This is a genomic window from Halomonas sp. JS92-SW72, assembly GCF_003547075.1.
Lineage (GTDB): Bacteria > Pseudomonadota > Gammaproteobacteria > Pseudomonadales > Halomonadaceae > Halomonas > Halomonas alkalicola.
On record NZ_CP032147.1, the window covers coordinates 1,748,495 to 1,771,172 of the forward strand.

25 protein-coding genes are annotated in these 22,678 nt (G+C 67.6%); 13 read left to right on the forward strand and 12 right to left on the reverse strand.

The features are described from left to right. Positions 1-43: 43 nt before the first annotated feature. The gene (gene fliE, locus D1793_RS08165; protein ID WP_119021719.1) at positions 44-373 is read right to left on the reverse strand and encodes a flagellar hook-basal body complex protein FliE; all 330 of its coding nucleotides are present in this window, start codon (positions 371-373) and stop codon (positions 44-46) included. Positions 374-642: 269 nt separating this feature from the next. On the opposite strand from fliE, the gene fliF reads away from it, so the two are divergent. From fliF to fliR, 13 genes are all read left to right on the forward strand, one after another. Beyond that, positions 643-2,373: a flagellar basal-body MS-ring/collar protein FliF gene (gene fliF / locus D1793_RS08170; RefSeq protein WP_119021720.1), complete on the forward strand. Its 1,731-nt coding sequence runs from the start codon at positions 643-645 to the stop codon at positions 2,371-2,373. After that, a complete protein-coding gene (gene fliG, locus D1793_RS08175) occupies positions 2,370-3,374 on the forward strand; it encodes a flagellar motor switch protein FliG (RefSeq protein WP_119021721.1) in 1,005 nt (334 codons plus the stop codon). The genes fliF and fliG overlap by 4 nt, the downstream gene beginning before the upstream one ends. After that, the gene (locus D1793_RS08180) at positions 3,367-4,152 is read left to right on the forward strand and encodes a flagellar assembly protein FliH (protein ID WP_119021722.1); all 786 of its coding nucleotides are present in this window, start codon (positions 3,367-3,369) and stop codon (positions 4,150-4,152) included. Before fliG ends, D1793_RS08180 begins: the two co-directional genes overlap by 8 nt. Beyond that, positions 4,149-5,537 carry a flagellar protein export ATPase FliI gene (fliI, locus tag D1793_RS08185; RefSeq protein ID WP_119021723.1) on the forward strand — a complete coding sequence of 463 codons (1,389 nt, stop codon included), beginning with the start codon at positions 4,149-4,151 and terminating at the stop codon, positions 5,535-5,537. The genes D1793_RS08180 and fliI overlap by 4 nt, the downstream gene beginning before the upstream one ends. A 35-nt stretch (positions 5,538-5,572) precedes the next feature. Continuing rightward, positions 5,573-6,031 carry a flagellar export protein FliJ gene (gene fliJ / locus D1793_RS08190; protein ID WP_119021724.1) on the forward strand — a complete coding sequence of 153 codons (459 nt, stop codon included), beginning with the start codon at positions 5,573-5,575 and terminating at the stop codon, positions 6,029-6,031. Between the two features lie 14 nt (positions 6,032-6,045). Next, the gene (locus D1793_RS08195; RefSeq protein WP_119021725.1) at positions 6,046-7,311 is read left to right on the forward strand and encodes a flagellar hook-length control protein FliK; all 1,266 of its coding nucleotides are present in this window, start codon (positions 6,046-6,048) and stop codon (positions 7,309-7,311) included. 141 nt (positions 7,312-7,452) lie between these two features. After that, a complete protein-coding gene (gene fliL / locus D1793_RS08200; RefSeq protein ID WP_119021726.1) occupies positions 7,453-7,923 on the forward strand; it encodes a flagellar basal body-associated protein FliL in 471 nt (156 codons plus the stop codon). A 14-nt stretch (positions 7,924-7,937) separates the two neighbouring features. Continuing rightward, positions 7,938-8,981 carry a flagellar motor switch protein FliM gene (fliM, locus tag D1793_RS08205; protein WP_119021727.1) on the forward strand — a complete coding sequence of 348 codons (1,044 nt, stop codon included), beginning with the start codon at positions 7,938-7,940 and terminating at the stop codon, positions 8,979-8,981. Next, a complete protein-coding gene (fliN, locus tag D1793_RS08210; protein WP_119021728.1) occupies positions 8,974-9,543 on the forward strand; it encodes a flagellar motor switch protein FliN in 570 nt (189 codons plus the stop codon). Before fliM ends, fliN begins: the two co-directional genes overlap by 8 nt. Then, positions 9,540-9,992, forward strand: a complete 453-nt coding sequence (fliO, locus tag D1793_RS08215; RefSeq protein WP_119021729.1) for a flagellar biosynthetic protein FliO — start codon at positions 9,540-9,542, stop codon at positions 9,990-9,992. The genes fliN and fliO overlap by 4 nt, the downstream gene beginning before the upstream one ends. Before the next feature lie 14 nt (positions 9,993-10,006). Beyond that, the gene (gene fliP / locus D1793_RS08220) at positions 10,007-10,732 is read left to right on the forward strand and encodes a flagellar type III secretion system pore protein FliP (RefSeq protein WP_240407825.1); all 726 of its coding nucleotides are present in this window, start codon (positions 10,007-10,009) and stop codon (positions 10,730-10,732) included. Between the two features lie 57 nt (positions 10,733-10,789). Further along, positions 10,790-11,059, forward strand: coding sequence for a flagellar biosynthesis protein FliQ (gene fliQ, locus D1793_RS08225; RefSeq protein WP_110069257.1), 270 nt, complete (start codon positions 10,790-10,792; stop codon positions 11,057-11,059). 10 nt (positions 11,060-11,069) lie between these two features. Further along, positions 11,070-11,858: a flagellar biosynthetic protein FliR gene (fliR, locus tag D1793_RS08230; RefSeq protein WP_119021731.1), complete on the forward strand. Its 789-nt coding sequence runs from the start codon at positions 11,070-11,072 to the stop codon at positions 11,856-11,858. A 97-nt stretch (positions 11,859-11,955) separates the two neighbouring features. On the opposite strand, the gene flgL is transcribed toward fliR, so the two are convergent. The 11 genes from flgL to flgB all read right to left on the reverse strand — a co-directional run bounded on the left by flgL (position 11,956) and on the right by flgB (position 22,554). Continuing rightward, on the reverse strand, positions 11,956-13,218 hold the full coding sequence (gene flgL / locus D1793_RS08235) for a flagellar hook-associated protein FlgL (protein WP_119021732.1): 1,263 nt from the start codon (positions 13,216-13,218) through the stop codon (positions 11,956-11,958). 17 nt (positions 13,219-13,235) lie between these two features. Beyond that, complete coding sequence (gene flgK / locus D1793_RS08240) at positions 13,236-14,885, reverse strand: flagellar hook-associated protein FlgK (RefSeq protein WP_119021733.1); 1,650 nt, start codon at positions 14,883-14,885, stop codon at positions 13,236-13,238. Between the two features lie 86 nt (positions 14,886-14,971). After that, a complete protein-coding gene (gene flgJ / locus D1793_RS08245) occupies positions 14,972-16,189 on the reverse strand; it encodes a flagellar assembly peptidoglycan hydrolase FlgJ (protein WP_119021734.1) in 1,218 nt (405 codons plus the stop codon). After that, positions 16,189-17,331 carry a flagellar basal body P-ring protein FlgI gene (locus D1793_RS08250; protein WP_119021735.1) on the reverse strand — a complete coding sequence of 381 codons (1,143 nt, stop codon included), beginning with the start codon at positions 17,329-17,331 and terminating at the stop codon, positions 16,189-16,191. The genes flgJ and D1793_RS08250 overlap by 1 nt, the downstream gene beginning before the upstream one ends. A gap of 8 nt (positions 17,332-17,339) precedes the next feature. Next, positions 17,340-18,041 (reverse strand): flagellar basal body L-ring protein FlgH, encoded by a 702-nt coding sequence (locus D1793_RS08255; RefSeq protein ID WP_119021736.1) that lies wholly within the window; start codon positions 18,039-18,041, stop codon positions 17,340-17,342. Positions 18,042-18,072: 31 nt separating this feature from the next. Continuing rightward, on the reverse strand, positions 18,073-18,855 hold the full coding sequence (gene flgG, locus D1793_RS08260; RefSeq protein ID WP_119021737.1) for a flagellar basal-body rod protein FlgG: 783 nt from the start codon (positions 18,853-18,855) through the stop codon (positions 18,073-18,075). Positions 18,856-18,893: 38 nt separating this feature from the next. Then, complete coding sequence (locus tag D1793_RS08265; protein WP_119021738.1) at positions 18,894-19,652, reverse strand: flagellar basal body rod protein FlgF; 759 nt, start codon at positions 19,650-19,652, stop codon at positions 18,894-18,896. A 20-nt stretch (positions 19,653-19,672) separates the two neighbouring features. After that, positions 19,673-20,938 carry a flagellar hook protein FlgE gene (flgE, locus tag D1793_RS08270; RefSeq protein ID WP_119021739.1) on the reverse strand — a complete coding sequence of 422 codons (1,266 nt, stop codon included), beginning with the start codon at positions 20,936-20,938 and terminating at the stop codon, positions 19,673-19,675. A 68-nt stretch (positions 20,939-21,006) separates the two neighbouring features. Then, positions 21,007-21,699 (reverse strand): flagellar hook assembly protein FlgD, encoded by a 693-nt coding sequence (locus D1793_RS08275; RefSeq protein ID WP_119021740.1) that lies wholly within the window; start codon positions 21,697-21,699, stop codon positions 21,007-21,009. A 4-nt stretch (positions 21,700-21,703) separates the two neighbouring features. Next, a complete protein-coding gene (gene flgC / locus D1793_RS08280) occupies positions 21,704-22,111 on the reverse strand; it encodes a flagellar basal body rod protein FlgC (RefSeq protein ID WP_110069246.1) in 408 nt (135 codons plus the stop codon). Positions 22,112-22,140: 29 nt separating this feature from the next. Then, a complete protein-coding gene (gene flgB / locus D1793_RS08285) occupies positions 22,141-22,554 on the reverse strand; it encodes a flagellar basal body rod protein FlgB (RefSeq protein ID WP_119021741.1) in 414 nt (137 codons plus the stop codon). Positions 22,555-22,678 lie beyond the last annotated feature (124 nt).

Here is a 22,678-nt window from a genome sequence, read left to right on the forward strand (position 1 = left end):
TGAGCACCGCCGGCTGACTGGATATCGAGCGCAGCAGGCAGTATCACACCTGCATGTTCATCACGTCCTTGTAGGCCGTCACCAGGCGATTGCGCACCTGGGTGCCCATCTGGAAGGCCACGCTGGCCTTCTGCATGTCCACCATCAGATCATTGAGCTCCACGCCGGGGTCACCGGCCTGGAAGGCCTGCGCCTTGGCCGCGGAGACCTGCTGCAGGCGGTTGATGCGCTGGATCGACGCCTGCAGCTCCCCGGCAAAGCCCCCCGCCCCCACCTGAGTGGAGACCTGCTGTCCCTTGGCCGACTGGCCGGCGGCCTGGGTCGCCAGGCTCTGCATCTGGGTCAGGGCGGACTGAATGGCCGGTGAACTCATGAATACGCCTCGCCTGCTGCTGTTCTGATTGACGGTAGTCGATGGCTGACAAGGCTAGCACCGGGTGGCTCGCCGCCATCGGGGCAAATGCCGATGAAAAGGGGGGCTTATTCCGGATTAGGGGTCGACGGCGACAAGGATAATGGCGTCCATCACAGTTCCGACTGCCGCCAGGGCAGCCAATCGCGAGCCATGGACGCCGATAATGCCTTTTTCTTCCATGACAGTGGCCTTCGTCATTGCTCATGCCGACCCTCGGGGTGGCGTGAATGAGTAATGGCGCCCAGGCCACCGGCACCCAGGACAGTTCCTCTCGCCAGGGGGCCAAGCCCTCCGGCGGCGTCGAGCGCATGCTGCAGCAGCTGCGCGGCAATCCGCTGATCCTGCTGATGGTCGCCGGCGCCGCCTGCGTGGCCATCATCGTGGCGCTGCTGATGTGGGCGCGTGCGCCCGACTATCGCGTGCTCTACAGCAATCTCTCCGACGCCGATGGCGGCCGCATCGTCAGCGAGCTGGAGAGCCGCGGCGTGCCCTACCGCTTCAGCCAGGGCGGCCAGGCCCTGCTGGTACCGACCGACCAGGTGTTCGGCCTGCGCCTGCAGCTGGCCGAACAGGGCCTGCCGCGCGGCGGCAACGTCGGCTTCGAGCTGCTCGATGACCAGGCCTTCGGCATCAGCCAGTTCGCCGAGCAGGTCAACTTCCAGCGCGGCCTGGAGGGCGAACTGGCGCGCTCCATGGAGTCGCTGGGCCCGGTGGAGCGGGCCCGCGTGCACCTGGCGCTGGCGCGCCAGTCGGTCTTCGTGCGCGACCGCGAGCCGGCCAAGGCCTCGGTCATCCTCACCCTGCACCCCGGCCGCCTGCTCAGCGATGGCCAGGTGAGCGCCATCGTGCACATGGTGGCCAGCAGCGTGCCGGAGCTCTCCGCCGAAGACGTCACCGTGGTGGACCAGAGCGGGCGCCTGCTCTCGACCCAGGTCGCCGGCCGCCACGACCTGGATGGCTCCCAGCTCGACTATATCGACGAGGTGGAGCGCTCCTTCCAGCGCCGCATCGAGAACATCCTGGTGCCGCTGCTGGGCCAGGGCAACGTGCGTGCCCAGGTGGCGGCCCAGATCGACTTCTCGCGCCGCGAGGAGACCGCCGAGCGTTACGGCCCCAACCAGCCGCCCAACGAGGCGGCGGTGCGCAGCCGTCAGGGCAGCGTCTCCTACAACGGCGACGAGGGTCTCGCCCAGGGCATCCCCGGAGCGCTGAGCAACACACCGCCGGGCACCGCGCCCTCCCCCATCGAGCTTGCCGAGGGCGAGGAGGGGGAGGACGCCGAGGCCCAGCAGGCCGCCCTTCAGGCCATCAACACCCTGCGCCAGGATGAGGTCGTCAACTACGAGGTCGATCGCAGCGTTTCCCACGTCCAGCACCGCCTGGGGCAGGTGGAGCGCCTGACGGCGGCGGTGGTGGTCAACTACCGCGATGACATCGATGAGGAGGGGGCGCGGGTACGCGTGCCACTCACCGAGCTCGAGATGGCACAGATCGAGCGCCTGGTGCGCCAGGCCATGGGCTTCTCGGTGGCCCGCGGCGACGAGATCGAGGTGGTCAACAGCCGCTTCTCGCTCGCTACCGAAGAGCAGCACCAGCTGGAGTGGTGGCAGTCCCCCGAGATCCAGGCGCTGGCGCTCTCCATCGGCCGCTACCTGCTGGTGGCCCTGGCCGCCCTGCTGCTCTACCTGCTGATCCTGCGCCCGCTGATCAAGCGTTACACGCAGCCCCCGGTGGCCGTCGCGGCCCCCGGCGCCACCCTGCAGGTTCAGGTCGGCGATGACGAAGAGAAGTCGACCAAGGCCGCCGCCGCGGATGCCGACGACACCTACGAGCCGCCGCGCAAGCGCCGCCGCAAGGGCTCGGAGTACGAGCAGAACCTCAGCGACCTGCGCGAGATGGCCCAGGAGGATCCCCGCATGGTGGCGATGATCGTGCGCAGCTGGATGAACAAGGAATGAACAAGCCACTGAACATAAGCGGCGCTCGGCGCAGCGCCATCCTGCTGCTGGCCCTCGACGAGGACAGCGCGGCCGAGGTGTTCAAGTACCTCTCGGCCAAGGAGATCCAGCTGATCAGCGCCGAGATGGCGCGCCTCGACCAGGTCTCCCATGACGAGATGCGCCAGGTGCTGGCTGACTTCCACGCCGAGACCGAGGAGTTCATCGCGCTGAACCTGAACTCCAGCGAGCATATCCGCTCGGTGCTGACCAAGGCGCTGGGCAGCGAGCGCGCCTCCAGCCTGATCGAGGACGTGCTGGAGAGCTCCGGCGCCAGCTCGGGCATCGACGCCCTGAACCTCATGGAGGCCTCCATGGTGGCCGAGCTGATCCGCGACGAGCATCCGCAGATCATCGCCACGGTGCTGATCCACCTGGAGCGCCACCAGGCCGCCGACGTGCTGGAGCTGTTCGACGACAAGCTGCGCAACGACGTGGTGCTGCGTATCGCCACCTTCAGCGGCGTGCAGCCGGCCGCCCTGCAGGAGCTCACCGAGGTGCTCTCCGGCATGCTCGACGGCCAGAACCTCAAGCGCAGCAAGATGGGCGGCGTGAGAACCGCCGCCGAGATCCTCAACCTGATGAACTCCAGCCAGGAGGAGGCCGTCATCGAGACGGTGCGCGCCCACAGCGAGGACCTGGCCCAGAAGATCATCGACGAGATGTTCCTGTTCGAGAACCTCATGGATCTCGACGACCGCAGCATCCAGCTGGTGCTCAAGGAGATCGACACCAACTCCCTGGTGGTGGCCCTCAAGGGCGCCCCCGAGGCGCTCATGGACCGCTTCCTGCGCAACATGTCCCAGCGTGCCGCCGACCTGGTGCGCGAGGACATGGAGGCCCGCGGCCCGATCCGCATCTCCCAGGTGGAGGCCGAGCAGAAGGCGATCCTTCAGATCGTCCGCCGCCTGGCCGACAGCGGGGAGATCGTGCTGACCGGCGGGGACGACACCTATGTCTAAAAGGCTCGGTCCGGAGTCTGGGCCGCGCCCGGGGCATCCGCTGCCGGGGCGCGAGGGCGAGGTGCCCTGGCAGCGCTGGGAGATGGGCGAGCTGCCCCAGGCACGCCGCGCCGCCGGCAGCGCCCCGCCCTCCCCCGAGGAGACCGCCCGGCGCAAGGCGGCCTTCCAGCGCCAGGCCGAGCTGCGCGCGCTGCAGGAAAGCGCCAGGGAAGAGGCCCGCCAGGTGGGACACCGAGAAGGCTACCAGGCCGGAGAGGCCGAGGGGTTCCAGGCGGGTCTCGCCGAGGGCCTCGAGCAGGGGCGCGCCCAGGCCCGGGAGGAGCTCGAACGGCAGCTTCGCGAGACCCTGACGCCGCTGCTGCCCCTGGCGGAGTCCTTCGGAGAGGCCCTGCAGGAGCTCGACGAGGTGCTGGCCGAGGAACTGGTGGAGCTGGCCCTGGCCACAGGCCGCCAGCTGGCCGGCGAGGCGCTCAAGGCGCGCCCCAAGCAGGTGCTGGAGATCGTGCGCGGCCTGCTGCACACCGAGCCGGGCATGAGCGGCAAGCCGCGCCTGTGGCTGCATCCCCGCGATCACGCCCTGGTCGAGGAGTACCTCGGCCAGGAGCTCGCCGCCGCCGGCTGGGTCCTGCAGCCCGACGACCAGGTCACCCGCGGCGGCTGCCGGGTGACCAGTGCCAGCGGCGAGCTCGATGCCACCTGGGAGAGCCGCTGGGCCGCGGTGAAGCGGCAGGTGCGCCGGCGCGCCGCCCCCCCGCCCCGCGAGGAAGGCGCACCATGAGCACGACCGACCTGCCGAACCCCTACCACCAGCATTGGCAGCAGTCGCTGCGCAAGGTGCGAGCGCGCATCGAGAAGGTGCCGCCCTTCCGCGCCAGCGGGCGGGTGGTGCGCGCCACCGGCATGGTGATCGAGGCAGTGGGCATGCAGGCCCCCTTGGGCAGCGCCTGTCGTATCGAGCTGCCGGCTCCCTACAGCCATGAGCCGCCGAGCTTCGCCGAGGCCCAGGTGGTGGGCTTCGCCGGCGAGAAGCTGTTCCTGATGCCGCTGACCGAGGTCACCGGGCTGCTGCCCGGCGCACGCGTGTTCCCGCTCGGCAGCGGCGGCAACGGCGCGCGGCGCTTCCCGCTCGGCGAATCGCTGCTGGGGCGGGTCATCGACGGCAACGGCGAGCCCCTGGATGGCCTCGGCCCCCTGGATGACGCCCGGCAGGCGACCCTGCAGACCCCGCCGCTCAACCCGCTCGCCCGAGCGCCCATCGACACCCAGATCGACGTCGGCATCCGTGCCATCAATGCCCTGCTCAGCGTGGGCCGTGGCCAGCGCATGGGGCTCTTCGCCGGCTCCGGGGTGGGCAAGTCGGTGCTGCTCGGCATGATGGCGCGCTTCACCCAGGCCGACGTCATCGTGGTGGGGCTGATCGGCGAGCGGGGCCGCGAGGTGCAGGACTTCATCGACAACATCCTCGGCCCCGAGGGCCGGCGCCGTGCCGTGGTGGTGGCGGCCCCCGCCGACACCTCGCCCCTGCAGCGGCTGCAGGGGGCCTCCTACGCGACCCGCCTGGCGGAAGGCTTCCGCGACGAGGGGCGCGACGTGCTGCTGATCATGGACTCGCTGACGCGCTACGCCATGGCCCAGCGCGAGATCGCCCTCGCCATCGGCGAGCCGCCGGCCACCAAGGGCTATCCGCCCTCGGTGTTTGCCAAGCTGCCGGGGCTGGTGGAGCGCGCCGGCAACGCCGAGCGCGGTGGCGGTTCCATCACCGCCTTCTACACTGTGCTGACGGAAGGCGATGACCAGCAGGACCCCATCGCCGACTCCGCCCGGGCGATCCTGGACGGCCATGTGGTGCTGTCGCGGGCCCTGGCCGAGGCGGGCCACTACCCCGCCATCGACATCGAGGCCTCCATCAGCCGGGCCATGACCCAGATCATCGGGCCGGAGCAGGCGCAGATGGCGCAAGCGTTCAAACGCCTGTTTTCCCGCTATCAGCGCAACCGCGACCTGATCAGCGTCGGGGCCTACAGCCCGGGACATGACCCCCAGCTGGACGAAGCGGTACAGCGCTACCCCGCCCTGGAGGCATTTCTCCAGCAGCATATCGATGAGCAGGCCCCGGCCGACGCCTCCCTCGAGGGGCTGGCCCGGGCCGTCGGCGCCGCGTGAGCCATCCGGCAAGGAACGATGCGAGGAACACCGCCATGAGCAACTCTGCCTCACCGCTGAACACCCTGATCGAGCTGGCCCGCGGCTCGCGTGACCAGGCCGGCCAGGCGCTGGCCAGCGAGCGCCAGAACGAGCACCAGGTCGCCGGCCAACTGGATTCCCTCACCCAGTATCGCCTGGAGTACGCCCAGCGCCTGCAGCAGGCGATGTGGGACGGCATCGACCCCGCCACCATGCGCAACTACCAGCAGTTTCTCGATTCCCTGGATGCCGCCCTGGCGCGCGCCCGGGAGGCCCTGGCGGCCCAGCAGCAGCGCGTCGGCCAGCGCCAGGTCCAGTGGCAGCAGGAGCAGCGCAAGCTCTCCTCCTACGACACCCTGGCCTCGCGCCGCGAAGGCCATCAGCGCCGCCAGGAGGCACGCCAGGAGCAGCGCACCAGCGATGAACTGGTCAATGGCCGCCTGGCCCGCACTCGCCACGCCGGCGACACCTGATTCTCGGAGGCACCATGGATATCACGCTGCTGCTCAATTCGATCGCCGGGCCCGGACGCCCCGCCGCCCAGGCCGACAGCGCCTCCGGCCAGGCAGGTAACGGCTTCGCCCAGACGCTTGCGAGCCTCGAGGCGGCGCCTCAGGGCCTCGCCCTGCCTGCCTCTGCGCAAAGCGGTGCACAATCTGGCGGCCCGAGGGCCGCCCAGGCGAGCCTGGCCGCCATGATGCAGGCGCTGGGAGACGACACCGAGTTCCAGGGGGATGACGCTCTTGCCGAGATCGCCGAGCGCCTGGCGCTGATTGCCTCGGCCGGCGCACCCGCGGGCGACGCCGAGCCTGGAGACCTCGCACGTGAGGCGGCACGGGTCGCCCGGGAGCAGGCGGAGGGCATCGCCCTCGCCGACGGCCAGCCGCCGGCACTGGCCGAGGCGGCGGTCGCGCCGCGCCTCCCGGGTGACGCCAATGGTCGAGCAGCGGGCACCACGGCGGGTGAGCCGTGGCTCGCGGCCTCCGCCCATGCCCTGCAGAACAATACCCTGCAGAACAATGCCCTGCCGAGAGAGGCTCGCCCGGCGGCCGATGGCCTCGCTGCCGCCGCTGCCGCCAACCCCGCCGGCCGCGAGCTGCCCGACCAGGCGAGCCGCGCCCAGGGCCTTGCCGAGGCCATGGCGCGTGCCGCCGAGGCGCCCCAGGCGCCTGGCGCCTCCGAGCCGCGCCCTGCCCCCCCCGCCGAGTGGCGCAGCGAGGGCCTCGCCGGTGTGTCTGCCCCCCTCGCCGGCGCCAACGCCCCGGGCGCGGCTACTGTGCCTGGCGCAGCCGCTGCGGGCATGAGCCCGCCAGCCGCACTCACGGCACCGCTCGCCAGTGCCGCCTGGCCGGGTCAGCTCGGCCAGCAGCTGGTGATGATGGGCCAGCGCGGCGGTGAGCAGCGGGTCGAACTGCACCTGAACCCCGCCGAGCTCGGTCCGCTGACCATCTCGCTCAAGCTCAGCGAGCAGGGGGCCCAGGCCCAGTTCCTCTCCGCCCATGCGCCGGTGCGCCAGGCCGTTGAACAGGCGATTCCCCAGCTGCGGGAGGCGCTGGCCGAGCAGGGCATCAGCCTGGGCGAGACCTCGGTGGGCGAGCAGCGACACCAGGGACAAGACGAACGCCAGGCGCTGGCGGGTGGGCCGGCTACAGGCGGTAATGCCAGCGGCTCCGAGGAGCTCGACCCGAACGCCGGCGCCATGGCCGCCTCAGCCGTCCCGCTGGCCGAGGGGCGCGTCGACCTCTACGCCTGACCCCCCTGCCGAACGGCCCAAAAAGCCGAGAAGGGCCCGTAACGCGGGCCTGTTTTCATCATGGGCATGGCCAGGGCGCAGGCATACTGCCCAGCATGGCATTCGACTCTTTTGCGCACCGCGCCCAGAGGTAGCAAGGTAATGGCAAACACCGGTGGTGGCTCACGCAAGCTGCTGTGGCTGATGGCAGTTCTGGTCATTCTCTCCGTTTCTGCGGCGGGGGCGGCACTCTATATGGTGATGGGCCAGGGCGAGCCCCGCGCCGCCCAGGCCCAGACGATGCCGGAGCGCCGTGCGCCGATCTTCGTCAAGATCGATCCCTTTACGGTCAACCTGGCCGACGATGTCTATGGCAGCCGGCTGCTCTATACCGGCATCTCCCTCAAGGTTGGCGATCAACAGACCCGGGACATCCTTCAGGAGCACATGCCCCAGGTGAGGAGCCGCCTGCTGATGCTCTTTTCCGGCCAGGAGGCGCGGGAGCTGACCCAGCCTGACGGCAAGGTACGGCTGGCGGAAAAGGTCATGGCCACGCTGCATGCGCCGATGACCGACTACCAGCCCGACCTGCTGATCGAAGACGTGCTGTTTACCGAATTCATCGTCCAATAAGCGGATCGAGCCCCATGTCACAAGACGATCTGCTCTCGCAGGAAGAGATCGACGCCCTGCTCAAGGGCGTCAGCGGCGAGGAGGAGTCCAGCGGCGGCAACGGCGCCGAGGACGCCCGCATTCGGCCCTACAATCCGGCTACCCAGCATCGCGTCATCCGCGAGCGACTGCATGCGCTGGACATCATCAACGAGCGCTTCGCCCGTCACTTTCGCATGGGGCTGTTCAACCTGCTCAGGCGCAGTGCCGACATCACCGTGGAGTCGGTGCGCTACCTGAGCTACAGCGAGTTCTCTCGCAACGTGCCGGTGCCCACCAATATCAACATGATCGCCATGAAGCCGCTGCGCGGCTCGGCGCTGATCGTCTTTCCACCGGCGCTGGTGTTCATGGTGGTGGACAACCTGTTCGGCGGCGACGGGCGCTTTCTCACCCGCTCCGAAGGGCGCGAATTCACCAACACCGAGCAGCGCATCATCATGCGCCTGCTGCACCTGGCCATCGACGCCTACGCCGAATCCTGGAAGTCGGTCTACCCGCTTGAGATCAGCTTTCTGCGCTCGGAGATGCAGTCCAAGTTCGCCAACATCACCAACTCGCCCAACGAGATCGTGGTGAATACCTCGTTCAACATCGACGTTGGCAACCTGTCGAGCAAGTTCCAGATCTGCATGCCCTACGCCATGATCGAGCCGCTGCGCGACCTGCTCTCCAACCCGCTCAACGACAGCCAGCATGACGATGGCACCTGGAAGCGCCGCATGGCCGGCGAGATCCGCCAGTCCGAGGTGGAGCTGGTCGCCGACTTCGCCAGCATTCCCACCCGCATCGCTCATGTCATGGCGCTCAAGGAGGGGGACATCCTGCCGCTGGACCTCCCCGAGACGGTCACCGCTCGCGTGGATGGCGTCCCTGTCATGGAGTGCGAATACGGTAGTCAACATGAACAGCGCGCGCTGCGGGTCTTGAGGATGATCGACCACGCCCCGAGCACCGCTTCGCCCGACACCTTCGTCAAGGGGTCGGCGCCGCCATCCAAGGAATCGAAGAATGACTGATCCCAAGAAACCCGATCAGCCCATCGGCGACGACGACTGGGCCAAGGCCATGTCCGAGCAGGAGGGGGCAGACGAGACCCAGAGCGCCGAAGACCTGTGGGCCGACGCCATGGCCGAGCAGGAGGGAGGCAGCGCCCCCTCCGCTGCCGATGACGACCCCTGGGCCGAGGCGATGGCCGAGCAGGCCGCCGCCGAGCACGACAGCGGCCCGGCCGAACCGCCCTCCTCGCCGGCCACGGCCAGGGCCGTCGGTGACAGCGTGTTCCGGCCGCTGGAGCAGGCCAGTAGCACCCGGGGAGCTCGCGACCTGGAAATGATCATGGATATCCCGGTCAAGCTCGCCGTGGAGCTGGGCCGGACCCGGATCACCATCAAGCAGCTCCTGGAGCTCGCCCAAGGCTCGGTGATCGAACTCGATGGCCTCGCCGGCGAGCCCATGGACATCCTGATCAACGGCTACCTGATCGCCCAGGGCGAGGTGGTGGTGGTGGAGGACAAGTACGGCATCCGTATCACCGAGATCATCACCCCCTCCGAGCGCGTGCAGAAACTGAACAAATGAGCGACACCCCCGCCCGCGACACCGCCACCGGCGGCCTCGAGGCCGTGAGCGTCGGCACCGACGCCCTGGTCGGCATGGCCACCCTGGGCAAGACCGCCGCCGCCCTGGCGCTGGTGCTGGTGATCATCTTCGCCGCCAGCGCCCTGCTCAAGCGGCTGCAGCTTCATCGCCAGCCCGCGGGCGGGCGCCTGCGGGTGATCAGCGCCGCGGCCGTGGGGCCCCGCGAGCGGGTGGTGATCGTCCAGGTGGAAGAGCGCTGGCTGGTGCTTGGCGTGGGCGGCGGCCAGGTCAACAAGCTGCATGATCTGGCGGCTCCTCCCCAGGAGGCTGCCGCCTCGTCGGGCGCCGGCTTCGAGGCGGGCGATAGTTTCGCGACCCGCTTCGCCAAGGCGCTCCGGCACAACGCGGGCCTCAAGGAGCGGGCCGGGACGGGGCGAAGCAAATCGTGAATCGAGCGCTCTTCCTGCTGATCGGTGCCGCCCTGCTGCTCCTGCCGGTAGCGGCCTCGGCCCAGCAGCTCCCTGGTATCATCAGCCAGCCCCTGGAGGATGGCGGCCAGCAGTGGTCGATCCAGCTGCAGACGCTGCTGCTGCTCAGCGCCATGGCCTTCCTGCCCGCCATGCTGCTGATGATGACCGGCTTCACGCGCATCATCATCGTGCTCGGCCTGCTGCGCACCGCCATGGGCACCCAGGCCACGCCCCCCAATCAGGTGCTGCTGGGGCTGGCGCTGTTCCTGACCTTCTTCGTGATGGCCCCGGTCTTTCAGCTGGTCTACGACACCGCCTGGGTGCCGCTCTCCGCCGAGGAGATCAACTTCGAGGAGTTCCTGGTCCTCGCCCAGCAGCCCTTCCGCGAGTTCATGCTGGCCCAGACCCGCGAGCCGGACCTGATGCTCTTCGCGCGGCTGGCCGAGGTGGGCCCGATGCAGGGGCCGGAGGACGTGCCGCTGCGCATTCTGGTGCCCGCCTTCGTCACCAGCGAGCTCAAGACCGCCTTCCAGATCGGCTTCATGGTGTTCATTCCCTTCCTGATCATCGACCTGGTGGTGGCCAGCACGCTGATGTCGCTGGGCATGATGATGGTGCCGCCGATCACCATCTCGCTGCCCTTCAAGCTGATGCTGTTCGTGCTGGTGGACGGCTGGCAGCTGATCGTGGGCTCCCTGGCCCAGAGCTTCTATATCTAGCGCCGCTGTATCAAGCGCACGCCTATCTGGCGCCCACCGGGGTGCGAGGAGAGAATAATGACACCGGAAATGGTGATGGGCCTGGCCTACCAGGGCATGAAGGTGACCCTCTTCCTGGCCGGGCCGCTCTTGATCACCGCCCTGCTCACCGGCCTCACGGTGAGCCTCTTCCAGGCCGCCACCCAGATCAACGAGATGACGCTGTCGTTCATCCCCAAGATCCTCGGGGTCTTCCTGGTGCTGATCCTGGCCGGCCCCTGGCTGCTCAAGCTGATCACCGACTTCACCCGGGAGCTGTTCCTCAATATCCCGATGATGGTGTCGTGACGGGGCGGCCATGGTCGAGGTGACCTTCGCCCAGCTGCAGGGCTGGATCATGGCCTTCCTGTGGCCCTTCGCGCGCATCACCGCCTTCCTGGCGGCCTCGCCGCTGTGGGGCCACTCCAGCGTGCCCAACCAGGCCAAGGTGGGGCTCGCCGCCCTGGTGGCCATGGTGATCGCCCCGCTGGTGACGCTCCCCGAGGTGCCGCTGGTCTCCTGGGCGGGCTTCGGCATCATGGTCGAGCAGATGCTGATCGGCATCGCCATGGGCCTGGTGATGCACGTCACCTTCGCCGTGGTGCAGGCCACCGGCGAGTTCATCGGCCTGCAGATGGGCCTGGCCTTCGCCACCTTCTTCGACCCGAGCAGCGGCACCAACATGGTGGTGCTGTCGCGCTACCTCTACATGGTCACCCTGCTGATGTTCCTGGCCTTCAACGGCCACCTGATCGTGCTGGAGATCCTGGCCACCAGCTTCGTGACCCTGCCCATCGGCCTGGGCGGCTTCAATGCCGGCGCCTTCGAGATGCTGGCCCGCTACGGGGGCACCATCTTCATGTCGGGGATGCTGCTGGCCCTGCCCCTGGTGGGGTCACTGCTGATCATCAACCTGTCGCTGGGCATCCTCAACCGCTCCGCCCCCCAGCTCACGGTCTTCAACATCGGCTTTCCCACCTCGCTGACCGTGGGGCTCGCGCTGATGATGGTGCTGATGACCGATATCGGTCGCTTCCTGCAGGGGCTCTTCGCCAGCGCCCTGATATTCATGCGTGAGCTGCTCGACGCCCTGGCACCGCTGGCATAAAAAAGCCCGGGCGATGGTACGCCAGGGCAAGGGACACCGGGTGCCGAGAGTGGCAGCACCCGGATCAGGGAAAGTTCGACGTCGACGCGGGGAGGAATCAGCGCAGGTAGTCGAAGAGCGACATGCTCTTGATATCCACAAAGGCCTTCTGGGCCGCCTGCAACCCGACCTGGCGCAGGCTGTACTCGGAGATCGCCTGGGCATAGTCGAGATCGATAAGGTCCGACAGGGTCTGCTCGTAGTTGAGCATGCGGTTGCCGGCCACCGAATCGACCACATCCAGCTCATTGAGGCGCGCGCCTACGGAGGCACGCACGGTCAGCACGTTGTCCAGGTTGTTGTCGAGCTCACGCATCACGGTATTGATGGTGTTGCGAAACAGGGCGCGGTTCTCGGCGGTGCCCTCCTGGTCCATCTCCAGCACATCGATGGCCTCGCGTAGCGAGCGGAACAGGTCCTGGTTGGCCTCCGGGGCATTGGCCGGGCGCACCTGGATGGCATCCCCATCGGCAGGCGTGCCCTGAAGGGTAATGCTGACGCCGGCCACCGTCAGGCTCTGCCCGGAGGTGAAGGGACCCTCGACAAGCAGCTCGCTGCCGTCAGCGGCAGTGGCACGCACCGAAGGCTCCCCGGAATCCTCGTCGACCGTGAACGCCAGCGTAAAGGGCTGGCCAAAACCATCGGCAGAGGGGTCGACGCGGCTGGGGCCAGAAGTAAAGGTCAGCGAGCCCTCATTGCGGGCCCCATCATCGCGCTCGGCCCGGGCCACGAAGCCGGCGCCGCTCGGCACGCTCTGAAAGATATTGAGCCCGTTCTCGGTCACCGACATCTCGCGGGAGGCATCGATACGCTGGGCGCGGCTGTTCTCGTCGCCCTGGTAGTTGATCACCGCTGCGCGGCCATCGCCAGACTCGGTGCGGGCGAAGGGCGGGGCGTCGTCGCGGTAGCCGCCGAAGAGGTAGCGACCGTTGCCATCGGTGGCGTTGGCCTGGCCGATCAGCGTCTCGTAGACGCCGCGCAGCTCCGAAGCCACCGATTGACGGTCGGCATCGCTGAGGGTGTCGCTCGCGGCCTGCACCAGCAGCGTCTTGGCGCTGGTGATGGCGTCCCCCACGCTGTTGAGCACGCTCTCGGTCTGCGCCAGCGTGTTGCGCGCGCTGATGCGCGAGTCGGCGTACTGCTGGGTCACCGCCTTGGCCTGGCTGACCGCCACGGCCCGGGACGCCGCCTGGGGGTCGTCGGAGGGGTTGACCACCCGACGTCCGGTGGCGATCTGCTGGCCGACCTTCAGGAAATCGCCCTGCTGGCGGTTCAGGGAGTTGATGCTCTGCTCGTACATGGTGACGGTGCTGATACGCATCGCTTGAGTCTCCCTGATCAGCTACGCAGGCCGAGGATGGTGTCGAAGATGGTGGAGGCGGTGTCGATGACCCGCGCGTTGGCCGCGTAGAACTGCTGATAGCGCAGCAGGTTGGCGGCCTCCTCGTCCAGGTTCACACCGGACTCCGACTGCTGCACGGCGCGCAGCTGATCGGTCAGCCCCTGGCGGGCCTCCAGGTTGACCTGAACCACGTTGGTCTTGTTGCCCACATCGCTGACCATGCTGGCGTAGGCCTGGTTGACGGTGGCGCGACCGCCCACCAGCAGCTTGTCCTGCAGGCTCTGGAGAGCCAGCGCATTGCGATTGTCGCCGGTGCCGGTGAAATCCCAGTCCTCAGGGGCAGCCTCGGGGTTGCTCGGCTGTGCCGCGGCGATCCTGTCCAGGTCGGTGATCGCGGTCGTGATGTCGGCGGCCACGCGACGTACCGGCTGCACCTCGAAGCGATCGCCGGCCACGGGCAGCGAAGCGAAGGTCAGGGTAATGCCACCGAAGCTCAGTTCCCCATCCACAAGATCGACCGAGAAGCGCTCGCCGCCCTGTTTCGGCGTGATTTCGGCGCTGCCATCCTCCTGGAAGCGAATGCTGTAGTCGGTGGCGCGAAGGGCGTCGATGTTGTCGGCATCGAAGCTGGCCACCACGGCAATATCGGAGCTGTTGCGGTCGTTGCCGAAGATCCGCGGCGACCCGATCTCGAAGAAGTCAGCCCCCGGCTCCCCGGCCAGGTCCATGCCCTTGGCATGCTGATCGTTGAAGCCCATGGCCAGCGACACCGCCAGCTGCCCGATCTGGTTATGGGTCTTGTCCAGGGTCTCGGTGCGGAACTCCATCAGGCCACCGAGGGTGCCGCCCTTGACGGTATTCTCGGGCAGGGCCACCAGACTGCCGCCGGAGTCGCGATAGCCCAGCACGATGCGCTGGGGGTCATTCGGCGAATCCATCGCCTCCAGCTTGTAGTGGTTGGTGCCCGAGACCAGCGGCTGGCCGTTGGGCAGGCTGATGTTGTAGCTCTTGCCGTCCTGAATCACCAGGCGCACGTCCATGCGCTCGCTGAGCTCGGCCACCAGCTGGTCACGCTGGTTGAGCAGGCCGTTGGGCGCCTCGCCGCTACGGGCGCGAGCCAGCGCGATCTCCCGGTTGAGCATCGCCAGCTGCTCGGTGGTGTTGTTGATCTGGATGACCTCGTCGCGGATCTGGCCGTTGATGCCCTCCTGCATGTCCTGCAGGTAGCTGTCGAAGGCGCGGAACTGGGCGGTAAGCGTCTGGGCGGTGCCGAGCACCCCCTGACGGGCCGCCGGGTCGGAAGGGGCCCCGGCCAGGTCCTCCAGCGAGGAGAAGAAGCTCTGCATCAGCGGCGCGAGGCCCGCGTCGCGGTCGGCCAGCAGGTTGTCGATCTGGCTGATCTGGTTCTGGTAGGCGGAGAGCGCCTTGGAGCTGCTGGTGGCCGAGTTGAGCTGGTTGGCCACGTACTGGTTGAACTGGCGCTGGATATCGTTGACCCGCACCCCGCCATCGCCGCGCCCCTCCCCCAGGATCGTCACCTCGCGGTTGTAGCCCGGCGTGTAGACGTTGCTGATGTTGTTGCTGGTGGTGTTCAGGGCATTCTGGGCGGCGTTCAGACCGCTCAGGCCGATGGAGAAGATACTCATGGTCAAAAGATCCTTGGGCCGTTGCCTTGACTATCGGCCGCGGCAGATTTTTCTTTAGGAGCCGGCGCCCCTTGCAAGGCGCCCGCTCAGTAACGCAGGAACACCAGCGAATCCGACGCGGGCGCGTCGCGGCTGGCCAGCATGCTGGCGCCTGCCCCGTTCAGGGTACCCATCACCGCGATCAGCTTGTCGGCGTAGGCCGGGTCGGTGGCATAGCCCCCCGCCTGCAGCGCCCTGGCGGCCTGCTCGGCGCTGCCCGCGCTGACCACTCCGGCATAGCGGGGGTTGTCGCTGATCAGCCGCGCGTAGTCGGTAAACGATTCCTCGAAGGAGCCATAGACCCGGAAGGTGTCAGTCATCCGGGTGCGCTGGCCGTTGAGGTACTCGTGGGTCACCACCTCGGTGGTGGGCCCCTGCCAGCGGCTGCCCGCCTTGATGCCGAAGAGGTTGTGGCTGTTGCGGCCCTCGGCGGTGGCGATCTCATGGCGCCCCCAGCCGGTCTCCAGCGCCGCCTGGGCGAGTATCAGCTCCGCCGGCACGCCGGTCTGACGACTGGCGGCGCGGGCCGGCCCCTCCAGCTTGTCCACGAAGGCCTGCACATGGGCCGGCACCTGGCCACTGTCGGTGCGGGAGGGTGCATGCTCTGCCCGAGCCCCCGGCAGTGCACCCGGGGTCCTTTCGCCATCGGCGACTCGGGATTGAACATCGCGGGCCTGCGAATCGCGAGAGGACGGCGCCGCCGCCAGCGGCTGGGCAGCCAGCTCGCCCATGAAGCCGGCAGGCGAGGCCTCGAGGGCCTCCATAAAGCTGGCGGGGGCCGTCTCGGCGGCCTTCGCACCTTGCGAGTCGGGCTCACCTGGCGCTCCCGGAGCCGCAGTCGGCTGCGTCTCGCTTTCATCCTCTTCGCCCAGCAGCGCATCCTGCAGTGGCCGCGGCGCCCCGCGAGGAATGCCGGCGATCAGCTCATCCACTGCGCTGCCGCGTTGCTCCTGCCCGGGCACCATCCCGCCGCGCTCCAGTTGAGCCACCAGCTTGTCGGCAAGGCCGATGCCGCGAGAGGCCATCACCTGGGACCACTGCTGGTCGAGCATCGACTGGTAGAGGTCGGTGGCCTGGCTCTCCATCAGCCCGCTCTCGGGGATGGTGTCGCGCATGCTCTTGAGCATCATCTGGATAAAGAGCGCCTCGAACTGCTCGGCGGCGCCGCGCACGCCCTGGCTCGGATCCTGGCGGGCGGTGTGCTTCAAGCGGTTCAGTCCCTGCATGTCGAGGGCGAACTGGCTGCCGGTGTCCTGCACGCTCATCAGAGGATCTCCAGGTCGGCGCGCAGGGAGCCCGCGGCCTTCAGCGCTTCGAGGATTGCCATCAGGTCCTGGGGCGTTGCGCCCAGCGCGTTGAGCGCATTGACCACATCGACCAGATCGGCCCCTTCCACCACCTGCAGATAGGCATCCTGCTGCTCGATCGCGATCTCGGTGTCGGGGACCACCACGGTCTCGCCTGGACTGAAGGGGGGTGGCTGGCTCACCCCGAAGCGGGTGTCGATCACGATGGAGAGGTTGCCGTGGGCCACCGCCGCCCGGCGCAGGGTCACCGCGCTGTTCATCACCACCGAGCCGGTGCGCGAGTTGAGCACCACCTTCGCCGGTGCCTCGGTGGGGGTCACGCGGATGTTCTCCACCTGGGCCATGAAGTTGACCCGGGAGTTGTCCGTCATCGGGCCATCCAGGGCGATCACCCGACCGTTGCGGGCCGAGGCCACCGGGCGGCCGAACTCCTGGTTGATGGCGTTGACCACGCGCTGGGCGGTGCCGAAGTCGGCCTGCTTTAGCTCGAGCTCCAGCAGCCCACCGTTGGCGGCGAGATCCAACGGCACCTCACGCTCCACCATGGCACCGCCGGCGATGCGGCCGCCGGCCAGCTGGTTCACCTGCACCGAGCTGCCGCCGCCCTCTGCACCGGCGCCGACCACCAGCAGGTTGCCCTGGGCGATGGCGTAGGTCTCGCCGTCGGCGCCCTTGAGAGGCGTCATCAGCAGGGTGCCGCCGCGCAGGCTGCGCGCGTTACCCACCGAGGAGACGTTGATGTCGATGCGCTGGCCGGGCCTCGCAAACGGGGGGAGATCGGCGGTGATCATCACCGCCGCCACGTTGCGCAGCTGCATGTTGGTGCCGGGGGGCACGGTGATGCCCAGCTGGGAGAGCATGTTGGTCAGGCTCTGGCCGGTGAAGGGCGCCTGCATGGTCTGGTCGCCGGTGCCATCCAGCCCGACGACCAGGCCATAGCCCACCAGCACGTTGTCGCGCACGCCGGCAAAGCTTGCCAGCTCGCGAATGCGCTCGGCCTGGGCAGGCAGGGCCACGAGGCAGGCCAGCGACACCAGCAGCAGCCTGACGAACCAGCGCGAAGGCCGGCGTGAAGACGAGGTTGTGGCAACGGCCTGCATGCTGCCCCCTAGAACGGCGAGATGTTGAGGAAGAAGCGCTGCAGCCAGCCCATGTGCTGCGCCTCGCTGATGTAGCCGTTACCCACGTACTCTATTCGCGCATCGGCGACGGAGGTGGAGGGCACGGTATTCTGGCCGCTGATGGTGCGCGGGTTGATGACCCCGGAGAAGCGGATGAACTCGACCCCCTGGTTGATGCCGATCTGCTTCTCGCCGCGCACCCGCAGGTTGCCGTTATGCATCACCTCCAGCACCGAGACGGTGATGGTGCCGGTCATGCTGTTGCTGGCCTGGGAGCCGCCGCCGCCATTGAAGCTGCTGTTGCCGGACAGATCACCGGACAGGTCGATGCCCTGCGCGGCCAGGCGCTCCAGCACATCGGGCAGCGCCGACAGATCGAGCCCCGCCGAGCCGTTGCGCGTCATGTTGGACTGGGCGTTCTTGCTGGCGCTGACCTGCTCATCCAGCACGATGGTGAGGATGTCACCCACCATGCGCGGCCGGCGATCCTCGAACAGCGGCTGGGAGCCCCGGTGTGCCTGGTAGATGGAACCGTTGGCCAGGGGCGGGGGCGGCGGCGTGATATTGATCTGCTCCTGCTCCCCCACCACCGAGGCCCGCGGCACCTGGGCGCAGCCCGCCATCGTCAGCAGAGCCAGTGCCACCATCAGCATCGCCCCACGGCGCACGCTCGAAGCCATCTTCATCATCTCGTTCACCCGTTCACGGCCACGCGGCCGGTTACAGCTGGCTCAGGCGGGCCAGCATCTCGTCGCTGGTCTGCACCGCCTTGCTGTTGATCTCGTAGGCGCGCTGGGTCTGGATCATGTTCACCATCTCCTCCACCACGTTGACGTTGGAGGTCTCCACATAGCCCTGGAAGAGACGCCCGGCGCCGTTCATGCCCGGCATGGTCTCGTTGCGCGGGCCGGAGGAGGTGGTCTCCAGGTAGAGGTTGCCGCCGATGCTCTCGAGGCCCGTGGCGTTGACGAAGGTGGAGATGCTGATCTGGCCCACCTCCAGGGACTGGGTCACCCCGGGCTGGCGCACCGAGACGATGCCGTCCTCGCCGATGGAGATCGACAGGGCGTTGTCGGGGATGATGATGGCCGGCTCCAACGGATAGCCGTTGGCGGTGACCATCTGGCCGTTCTCGTCGAGCTGGAAGCTGCCGTCGCGGGTGTAGGCGGTGCTGCCGTCGGGCATCAGCACCTGGAAGAAGCCGTTGCCGTTGATCGCGAGATCCCGGGAGTTGCTGGTGTTCTCGAGCCCACCCTGAGTGTGCAGGCGTTCGGTGGCCACCGGGCGTACCCCCGTGCCCACCTGCATGCCGGAGGGCAGACGGTTCTGCACGTCGTTCTGGGCGCCGGGCTGGCGCAGGTTCTGGTAGAGCAGGTCCTCGAACACCGCGCGGCTGCGCTTGAAGCCGTTGGTGCTGACGTTGGCCAGGTTGTTGGAGATGACGTCCAGCTTCACCTGCTGGGATTCCAGGCCGGTCTTGGCGGTCCAGAGTGACTTGATCATGATCGATTTCCTTGAGCCTTAAGCCCTGAAGAGAGCCATCAGCCCTGTAAAGAAAGCAGGCCATTGGCCCGCTGTGCGTTCTCGTCGGCGGTGCTGATGACCTTCATCTGCATCTCGTAGTGGCGGGCAACGTTGATCATCGACACCATGGCGTCGATGGCGCTGACGTTGCTGCCCTCCAGCACGCCGCTCACCACGTGCACGTCCTCATCCTGGGGCAGCGCGGCGATCTCGCCCTCGGCGTTGGGGCCAGGGCGGAAGAGCCCATCCTCGCCGCGCACGAGGCCAGTCGCGCCCGCGGTGACGAGCTTGATTCTGCCGACGTCGACCAGGGCCTCGGGGCCCTGCCCCTCGCCGATGGCGCTCAGGGTGCCGTCGGCGCCCATGGAGACCTGGGCGCCCAGCGGCACGATGATGGGGCCGCCCTCGCCGATCACCGGACGCCCGGTCACCATCAGCACGCCGTCGCCGTCGATCTGCAGGTCGCCGCGGCGGGTGTAGGCCTCGCCGCCGTCCGGCGCCTGCACGGCGATCCAGCCCTGGCCCTGCACCGCCACGTCCAGCTCACGGCCGGTGGTGGCCATCGGGCCCGGGCTGAAGTCGCTGCCCGGCGTGCTGGCCGCCACCGAGGTGCGGGTGGCATGAGCGGCCTCCCCCTGTACCGGCACCGCCCGCATGGCGTGGAGCTGGCTGCGGAAGCCGGCGGTATCGACGTTGGCCAGGTTGTGGCTGACCACGGCCTGGCGGTCCATGGTCTGCTTGGCGCCGCTCATGGCGGTGTAGAGGATGCGATCCATCGGTCAGACTCCGGCGGCGCTTAGCGCAGGTTGATGGCGGTCTGCAGGAGCTCGTCCTGGGTCTTGATGGTCTGGGAGTTGGCCTGATAGGCGCGCTGGGCGACGATCATGTCCACCAGCTCGCGGGCCATGTCCACGTTGGAGGTCTCGATGGCGCCGGAGACGATCAGTCCCAGCTGGCCGGTGCCCGGGGCGCCCACCAGCTCCTGGCCGGAGGCCTGGGTCGCGGCCCAGACGTTGTCACCCACGGGGCGCAGCCCTTCCGGGTTGCGGAAGTTGGCCAGCGAGATCTGACCGGACGGGCGCGACTGCTCGTTGGAGTAGTTGCGCATGATGGTGCCATCGTCCTCGATGGTGATGCCCACCAGGGTGCCGGAGGTGAAACCGTTCTGGGTCAGGGAGTTGGTGGTGGAGGTGTTGCCGAACTGGGTCGAGCCCGCCAGGTTGAAATCGAAGACGAGATCTTCGGCCTCACCGTTCAGAAAAGCATCAGCCGAGAAGGAGACGTTTTCGATCACACCCTGGTCGTTGACGTCAGTTCCACCTTCACGCACCAGCTGACCGTTCGTATTGAAGGCCAAGGTAAATTCTTCAGGTTCACCACCATCCATCAATAGCTGGCCATCCATCGCCATCTTGACGGTCCACTGGTTTGGGTCGGTCTTTTCGTAGTAGACCGTCACGTTGCGCGGATTGCCCAGGGAGTCATAGACGGTAAAGTTGTTGGAAAAGTGGTAGTTCACTGCCTCGGTGTCATCGCCTGCACCAACCCGAAGGTCCACCGTGGAGCGTCCCTCATTCACGACCGCGCGAGCATCCAGATTCACGGTGGTGGCCACATTGGTGGTCATGCCCGCCGGCATATCTTCGGCGTCCACCCGCAGCACCTGGGGCTGACCGCCGACCTGCACCTGACCCTGGGCATTCAGGCCATAGCCCATCAGGTTGGCGCCCTGGGCATTCTGCAGCAAGCCATCGGTGGTCAGGGAGAGCTGGCCATTGCGGGAATAGACCACCTCGCCGCCCTGCTCGAAGCGATAGAAGCCGCTGCCACTGATCGCCAGGTCGAGGTTGCGGTTGGTGGACTCGATGTTGCCCTCGCTGAAGTTCTGCAGCACCGCCGAGACGCGAGTACCGAGGCCGACTTGGGAGTTGGCGAAGACATCGGCGAACTGCACGCCGGAGCTCTTGAAGCCCACGGTCTGGGAGTTGGCGATGTTGTTGCCGAGCACGCCCAGTTTCTGCTGCTGGGCGTTGAGGCCGGAGAGTGCTTGAGAGAAGCTCATGTCGTGTTCCTTTGCCTAGTGGCGTTCATGGCCTGGCCGCCAAGCGGCCCGCGCAAATCAATAGAGAGTCAGAGAATCTGGCGGACCTGATCCAGGGTCACCTGGCCGTAGACGGCCCCCAGGTCGAGGCGCACCCCGCCCTTGTCATCGGGCGGCGTTACCCCTCCCACCAAGGCGTAATTGAGCGCCTCCACGGCGACAGGCTTGTCGTTGCTGGACGCCTCGATGCGCACACGATAGGAACCCGGCACGGCGGTCTCGCCCTGGCTGGTCTTGCCGTCCCAGGTGAAGGAGTCGACCCCAGCGCCTATCGCCCCCAGGTCGTAGCGATTGATCACCTGGCCATCGCCACCCACGATGGTGACCTTGACGCTCTCGGCGGAGCGCGCCAGATCGAAGCCGAAGGGGGTGGTGTGCACATTGCCCTCGGCATCGCGATCCAGCAGCACCCGATCCCCCGGCACCAGCACCCCCTGGCCGATCAGGGCGGCGGCCTGCATGGTCTGCCCCGCGGTGATCTGGGAGGTGATTCCCTCCATGGTCTTGTTGAGCTGCTCGATGCCGCTGACGGTGTTGATCTGCGCCAGCTGGGAGGTCAGCTCGTTATTCTCCAGCGGGTTGAGCGGGTCCTGATTCTGAAGCTGCGTAATCAGCAGCGTCATGAAGTTGTTGCGCAGCTCATCGGACTGGCGGCTGTCCATGCCGGGCGCACCGCCGGCGTTGACGCTGCTCAGCACATTGCTACCGATCGGGCTCGTCATCGGATCAGCCCTCCCCCAGCGTCAGGGTCTTGAGCATCATCTGCTTGCTGGTGTTCATCACCTCGATGTTGGCCTGGTAGGAGCGCGAGGCGGAGATCATGTTGACCATCTCATGCACCGGCTCGACGTTGGGCATGGTCACGTAGCCCTCCTCGTTGGCCAGCGGGTGGTCCGGGCGGTACTCCAGGCGCATGGGCGAGGGGTCTTCCACCACCTGGCGCACGCCGACGCCGCCGATGCCATGAGCCTGGCTGGCCCGGCTCTCGAAGAGCACCTGCTTGGCGCGGTAGGCCTCGCCATCCGGGCCCGCGACGCTGTCGGCGTTGGCCAGGTTGCTGGCCGTCACGTTCATGCGCTGGGACTGGGCGCTCATGGCCGAGCCGGCTATATCGAACACGGAAAACATCGACATCGAGGTGCTCCTTTTTAGTCAGGCCGCCCTTACTCGGGCTGCATCGCGTTCTTGAGGCCCTGGATGCGGCTGTTGAGGATGGTCAGGCCCGCCTGATAGCGCACCGAGTTATCGGCAAAGGCGGTGCGCTCGCGATCCATGTCCACGGTATTGCCGTCCAGGCTCGGCTGGTCCGGCACCCGGTAGAGCAGTCCGGACTGGGCGCTCGACGCCCCCTGGCCGGCAATGTGCCGCTCCGAGGTGCGCGCTAGGCTGAGCCCCTGGCCGCTGGCCCCGCCCTTGCCGACGGCCTTCTTCAGCTCGCTGGCAAAGTCCAGGTCCCGCGCCTTGTAGCCGGGCGTATCGGCGTTGGCGATATTGCTGGCCAGCACCTTGTGGCGCTGCTGGCGCAGGCCCAGCGCCTGCTGGTGGTAGTGAAAGGCGGCCTCGAGCTGGTCGATCATCCCGGCGCATCCTCGGCTAGGGGGAATTGGTTGACGATGGAGAATAGCCAGCCTGCCGTCACCCCAAAGCCCCAAACAGCCCTCTCTTCCATACCCATTTCCGCGAATGCCCGCAGCGCGCGGG

What these genes read in the sequence shown, in the direction of transcription:
- D1793_RS08195 (WP_119021725.1), top strand. Translation starts at nt 6,046, where the DNA reads ATGGATATCACGCTGCTGCTCAATTCGATCGCCGGGCCCGGACGCCCC.
- flgL (WP_119021732.1), bottom strand. Translation starts at nt 13,218, where the DNA reads ATGCGTATCAGCACCGTCACCATGTACGAGCAGAGCATCAACTCCCTG.
- fliL (WP_119021726.1), top strand. Translation starts at nt 7,453, where the DNA reads ATGGCAAACACCGGTGGTGGCTCACGCAAGCTGCTGTGGCTGATGGCA.
- flgB (WP_119021741.1), bottom strand. Translation starts at nt 22,554, where the DNA reads ATGATCGACCAGCTCGAGGCCGCCTTTCACTACCACCAGCAGGCGCTG.
- D1793_RS08275 (WP_119021740.1), bottom strand. Translation starts at nt 21,699, where the DNA reads ATGACGAGCCCGATCGGTAGCAATGTGCTGAGCAGCGTCAACGCCGGC.
- fliJ (WP_119021724.1), top strand. Translation starts at nt 5,573, where the DNA reads ATGAGCAACTCTGCCTCACCGCTGAACACCCTGATCGAGCTGGCCCGC.
- fliQ (WP_110069257.1), top strand. Translation starts at nt 10,790, where the DNA reads ATGACACCGGAAATGGTGATGGGCCTGGCCTACCAGGGCATGAAGGTG.
- fliR (WP_119021731.1), top strand. Translation starts at nt 11,070, where the DNA reads ATGGTCGAGGTGACCTTCGCCCAGCTGCAGGGCTGGATCATGGCCTTC.
- fliG (WP_119021721.1), top strand. Translation starts at nt 2,370, where the DNA reads ATGAACAAGCCACTGAACATAAGCGGCGCTCGGCGCAGCGCCATCCTG.
- D1793_RS08180 (WP_119021722.1), top strand. Translation starts at nt 3,367, where the DNA reads ATGTCTAAAAGGCTCGGTCCGGAGTCTGGGCCGCGCCCGGGGCATCCG.
- D1793_RS08265 (WP_119021738.1), bottom strand. Translation starts at nt 19,652, where the DNA reads ATGGATCGCATCCTCTACACCGCCATGAGCGGCGCCAAGCAGACCATG.
- D1793_RS08255 (WP_119021736.1), bottom strand. Translation starts at nt 18,041, where the DNA reads ATGATGAAGATGGCTTCGAGCGTGCGCCGTGGGGCGATGCTGATGGTG.
- fliM (WP_119021727.1), top strand. Translation starts at nt 7,938, where the DNA reads ATGTCACAAGACGATCTGCTCTCGCAGGAAGAGATCGACGCCCTGCTC.
- fliN (WP_119021728.1), top strand. Translation starts at nt 8,974, where the DNA reads ATGACTGATCCCAAGAAACCCGATCAGCCCATCGGCGACGACGACTGG.
- flgJ (WP_119021734.1), bottom strand. Translation starts at nt 16,189, where the DNA reads ATGAGCGTGCAGGACACCGGCAGCCAGTTCGCCCTCGACATGCAGGGA.
- fliI (WP_119021723.1), top strand. Translation starts at nt 4,149, where the DNA reads ATGAGCACGACCGACCTGCCGAACCCCTACCACCAGCATTGGCAGCAG.
- fliE (WP_119021719.1), bottom strand. Translation starts at nt 373, where the DNA reads ATGAGTTCACCGGCCATTCAGTCCGCCCTGACCCAGATGCAGAGCCTG.
- flgC (WP_110069246.1), bottom strand. Translation starts at nt 22,111, where the DNA reads ATGTCGATGTTTTCCGTGTTCGATATAGCCGGCTCGGCCATGAGCGCC.
- fliF (WP_119021720.1), top strand. Translation starts at nt 643, where the DNA reads ATGAGTAATGGCGCCCAGGCCACCGGCACCCAGGACAGTTCCTCTCGC.
- flgE (WP_119021739.1), bottom strand. Translation starts at nt 20,938, where the DNA reads ATGAGCTTCTCTCAAGCACTCTCCGGCCTCAACGCCCAGCAGCAGAAA.
- D1793_RS08250 (WP_119021735.1), bottom strand. Translation starts at nt 17,331, where the DNA reads ATGCAGGCCGTTGCCACAACCTCGTCTTCACGCCGGCCTTCGCGCTGG.
- flgK (WP_119021733.1), bottom strand. Translation starts at nt 14,885, where the DNA reads ATGAGTATCTTCTCCATCGGCCTGAGCGGTCTGAACGCCGCCCAGAAT.
- fliO (WP_119021729.1), top strand. Translation starts at nt 9,540, where the DNA reads ATGAGCGACACCCCCGCCCGCGACACCGCCACCGGCGGCCTCGAGGCC.
- flgG (WP_119021737.1), bottom strand. Translation starts at nt 18,855, where the DNA reads ATGATCAAGTCACTCTGGACCGCCAAGACCGGCCTGGAATCCCAGCAG.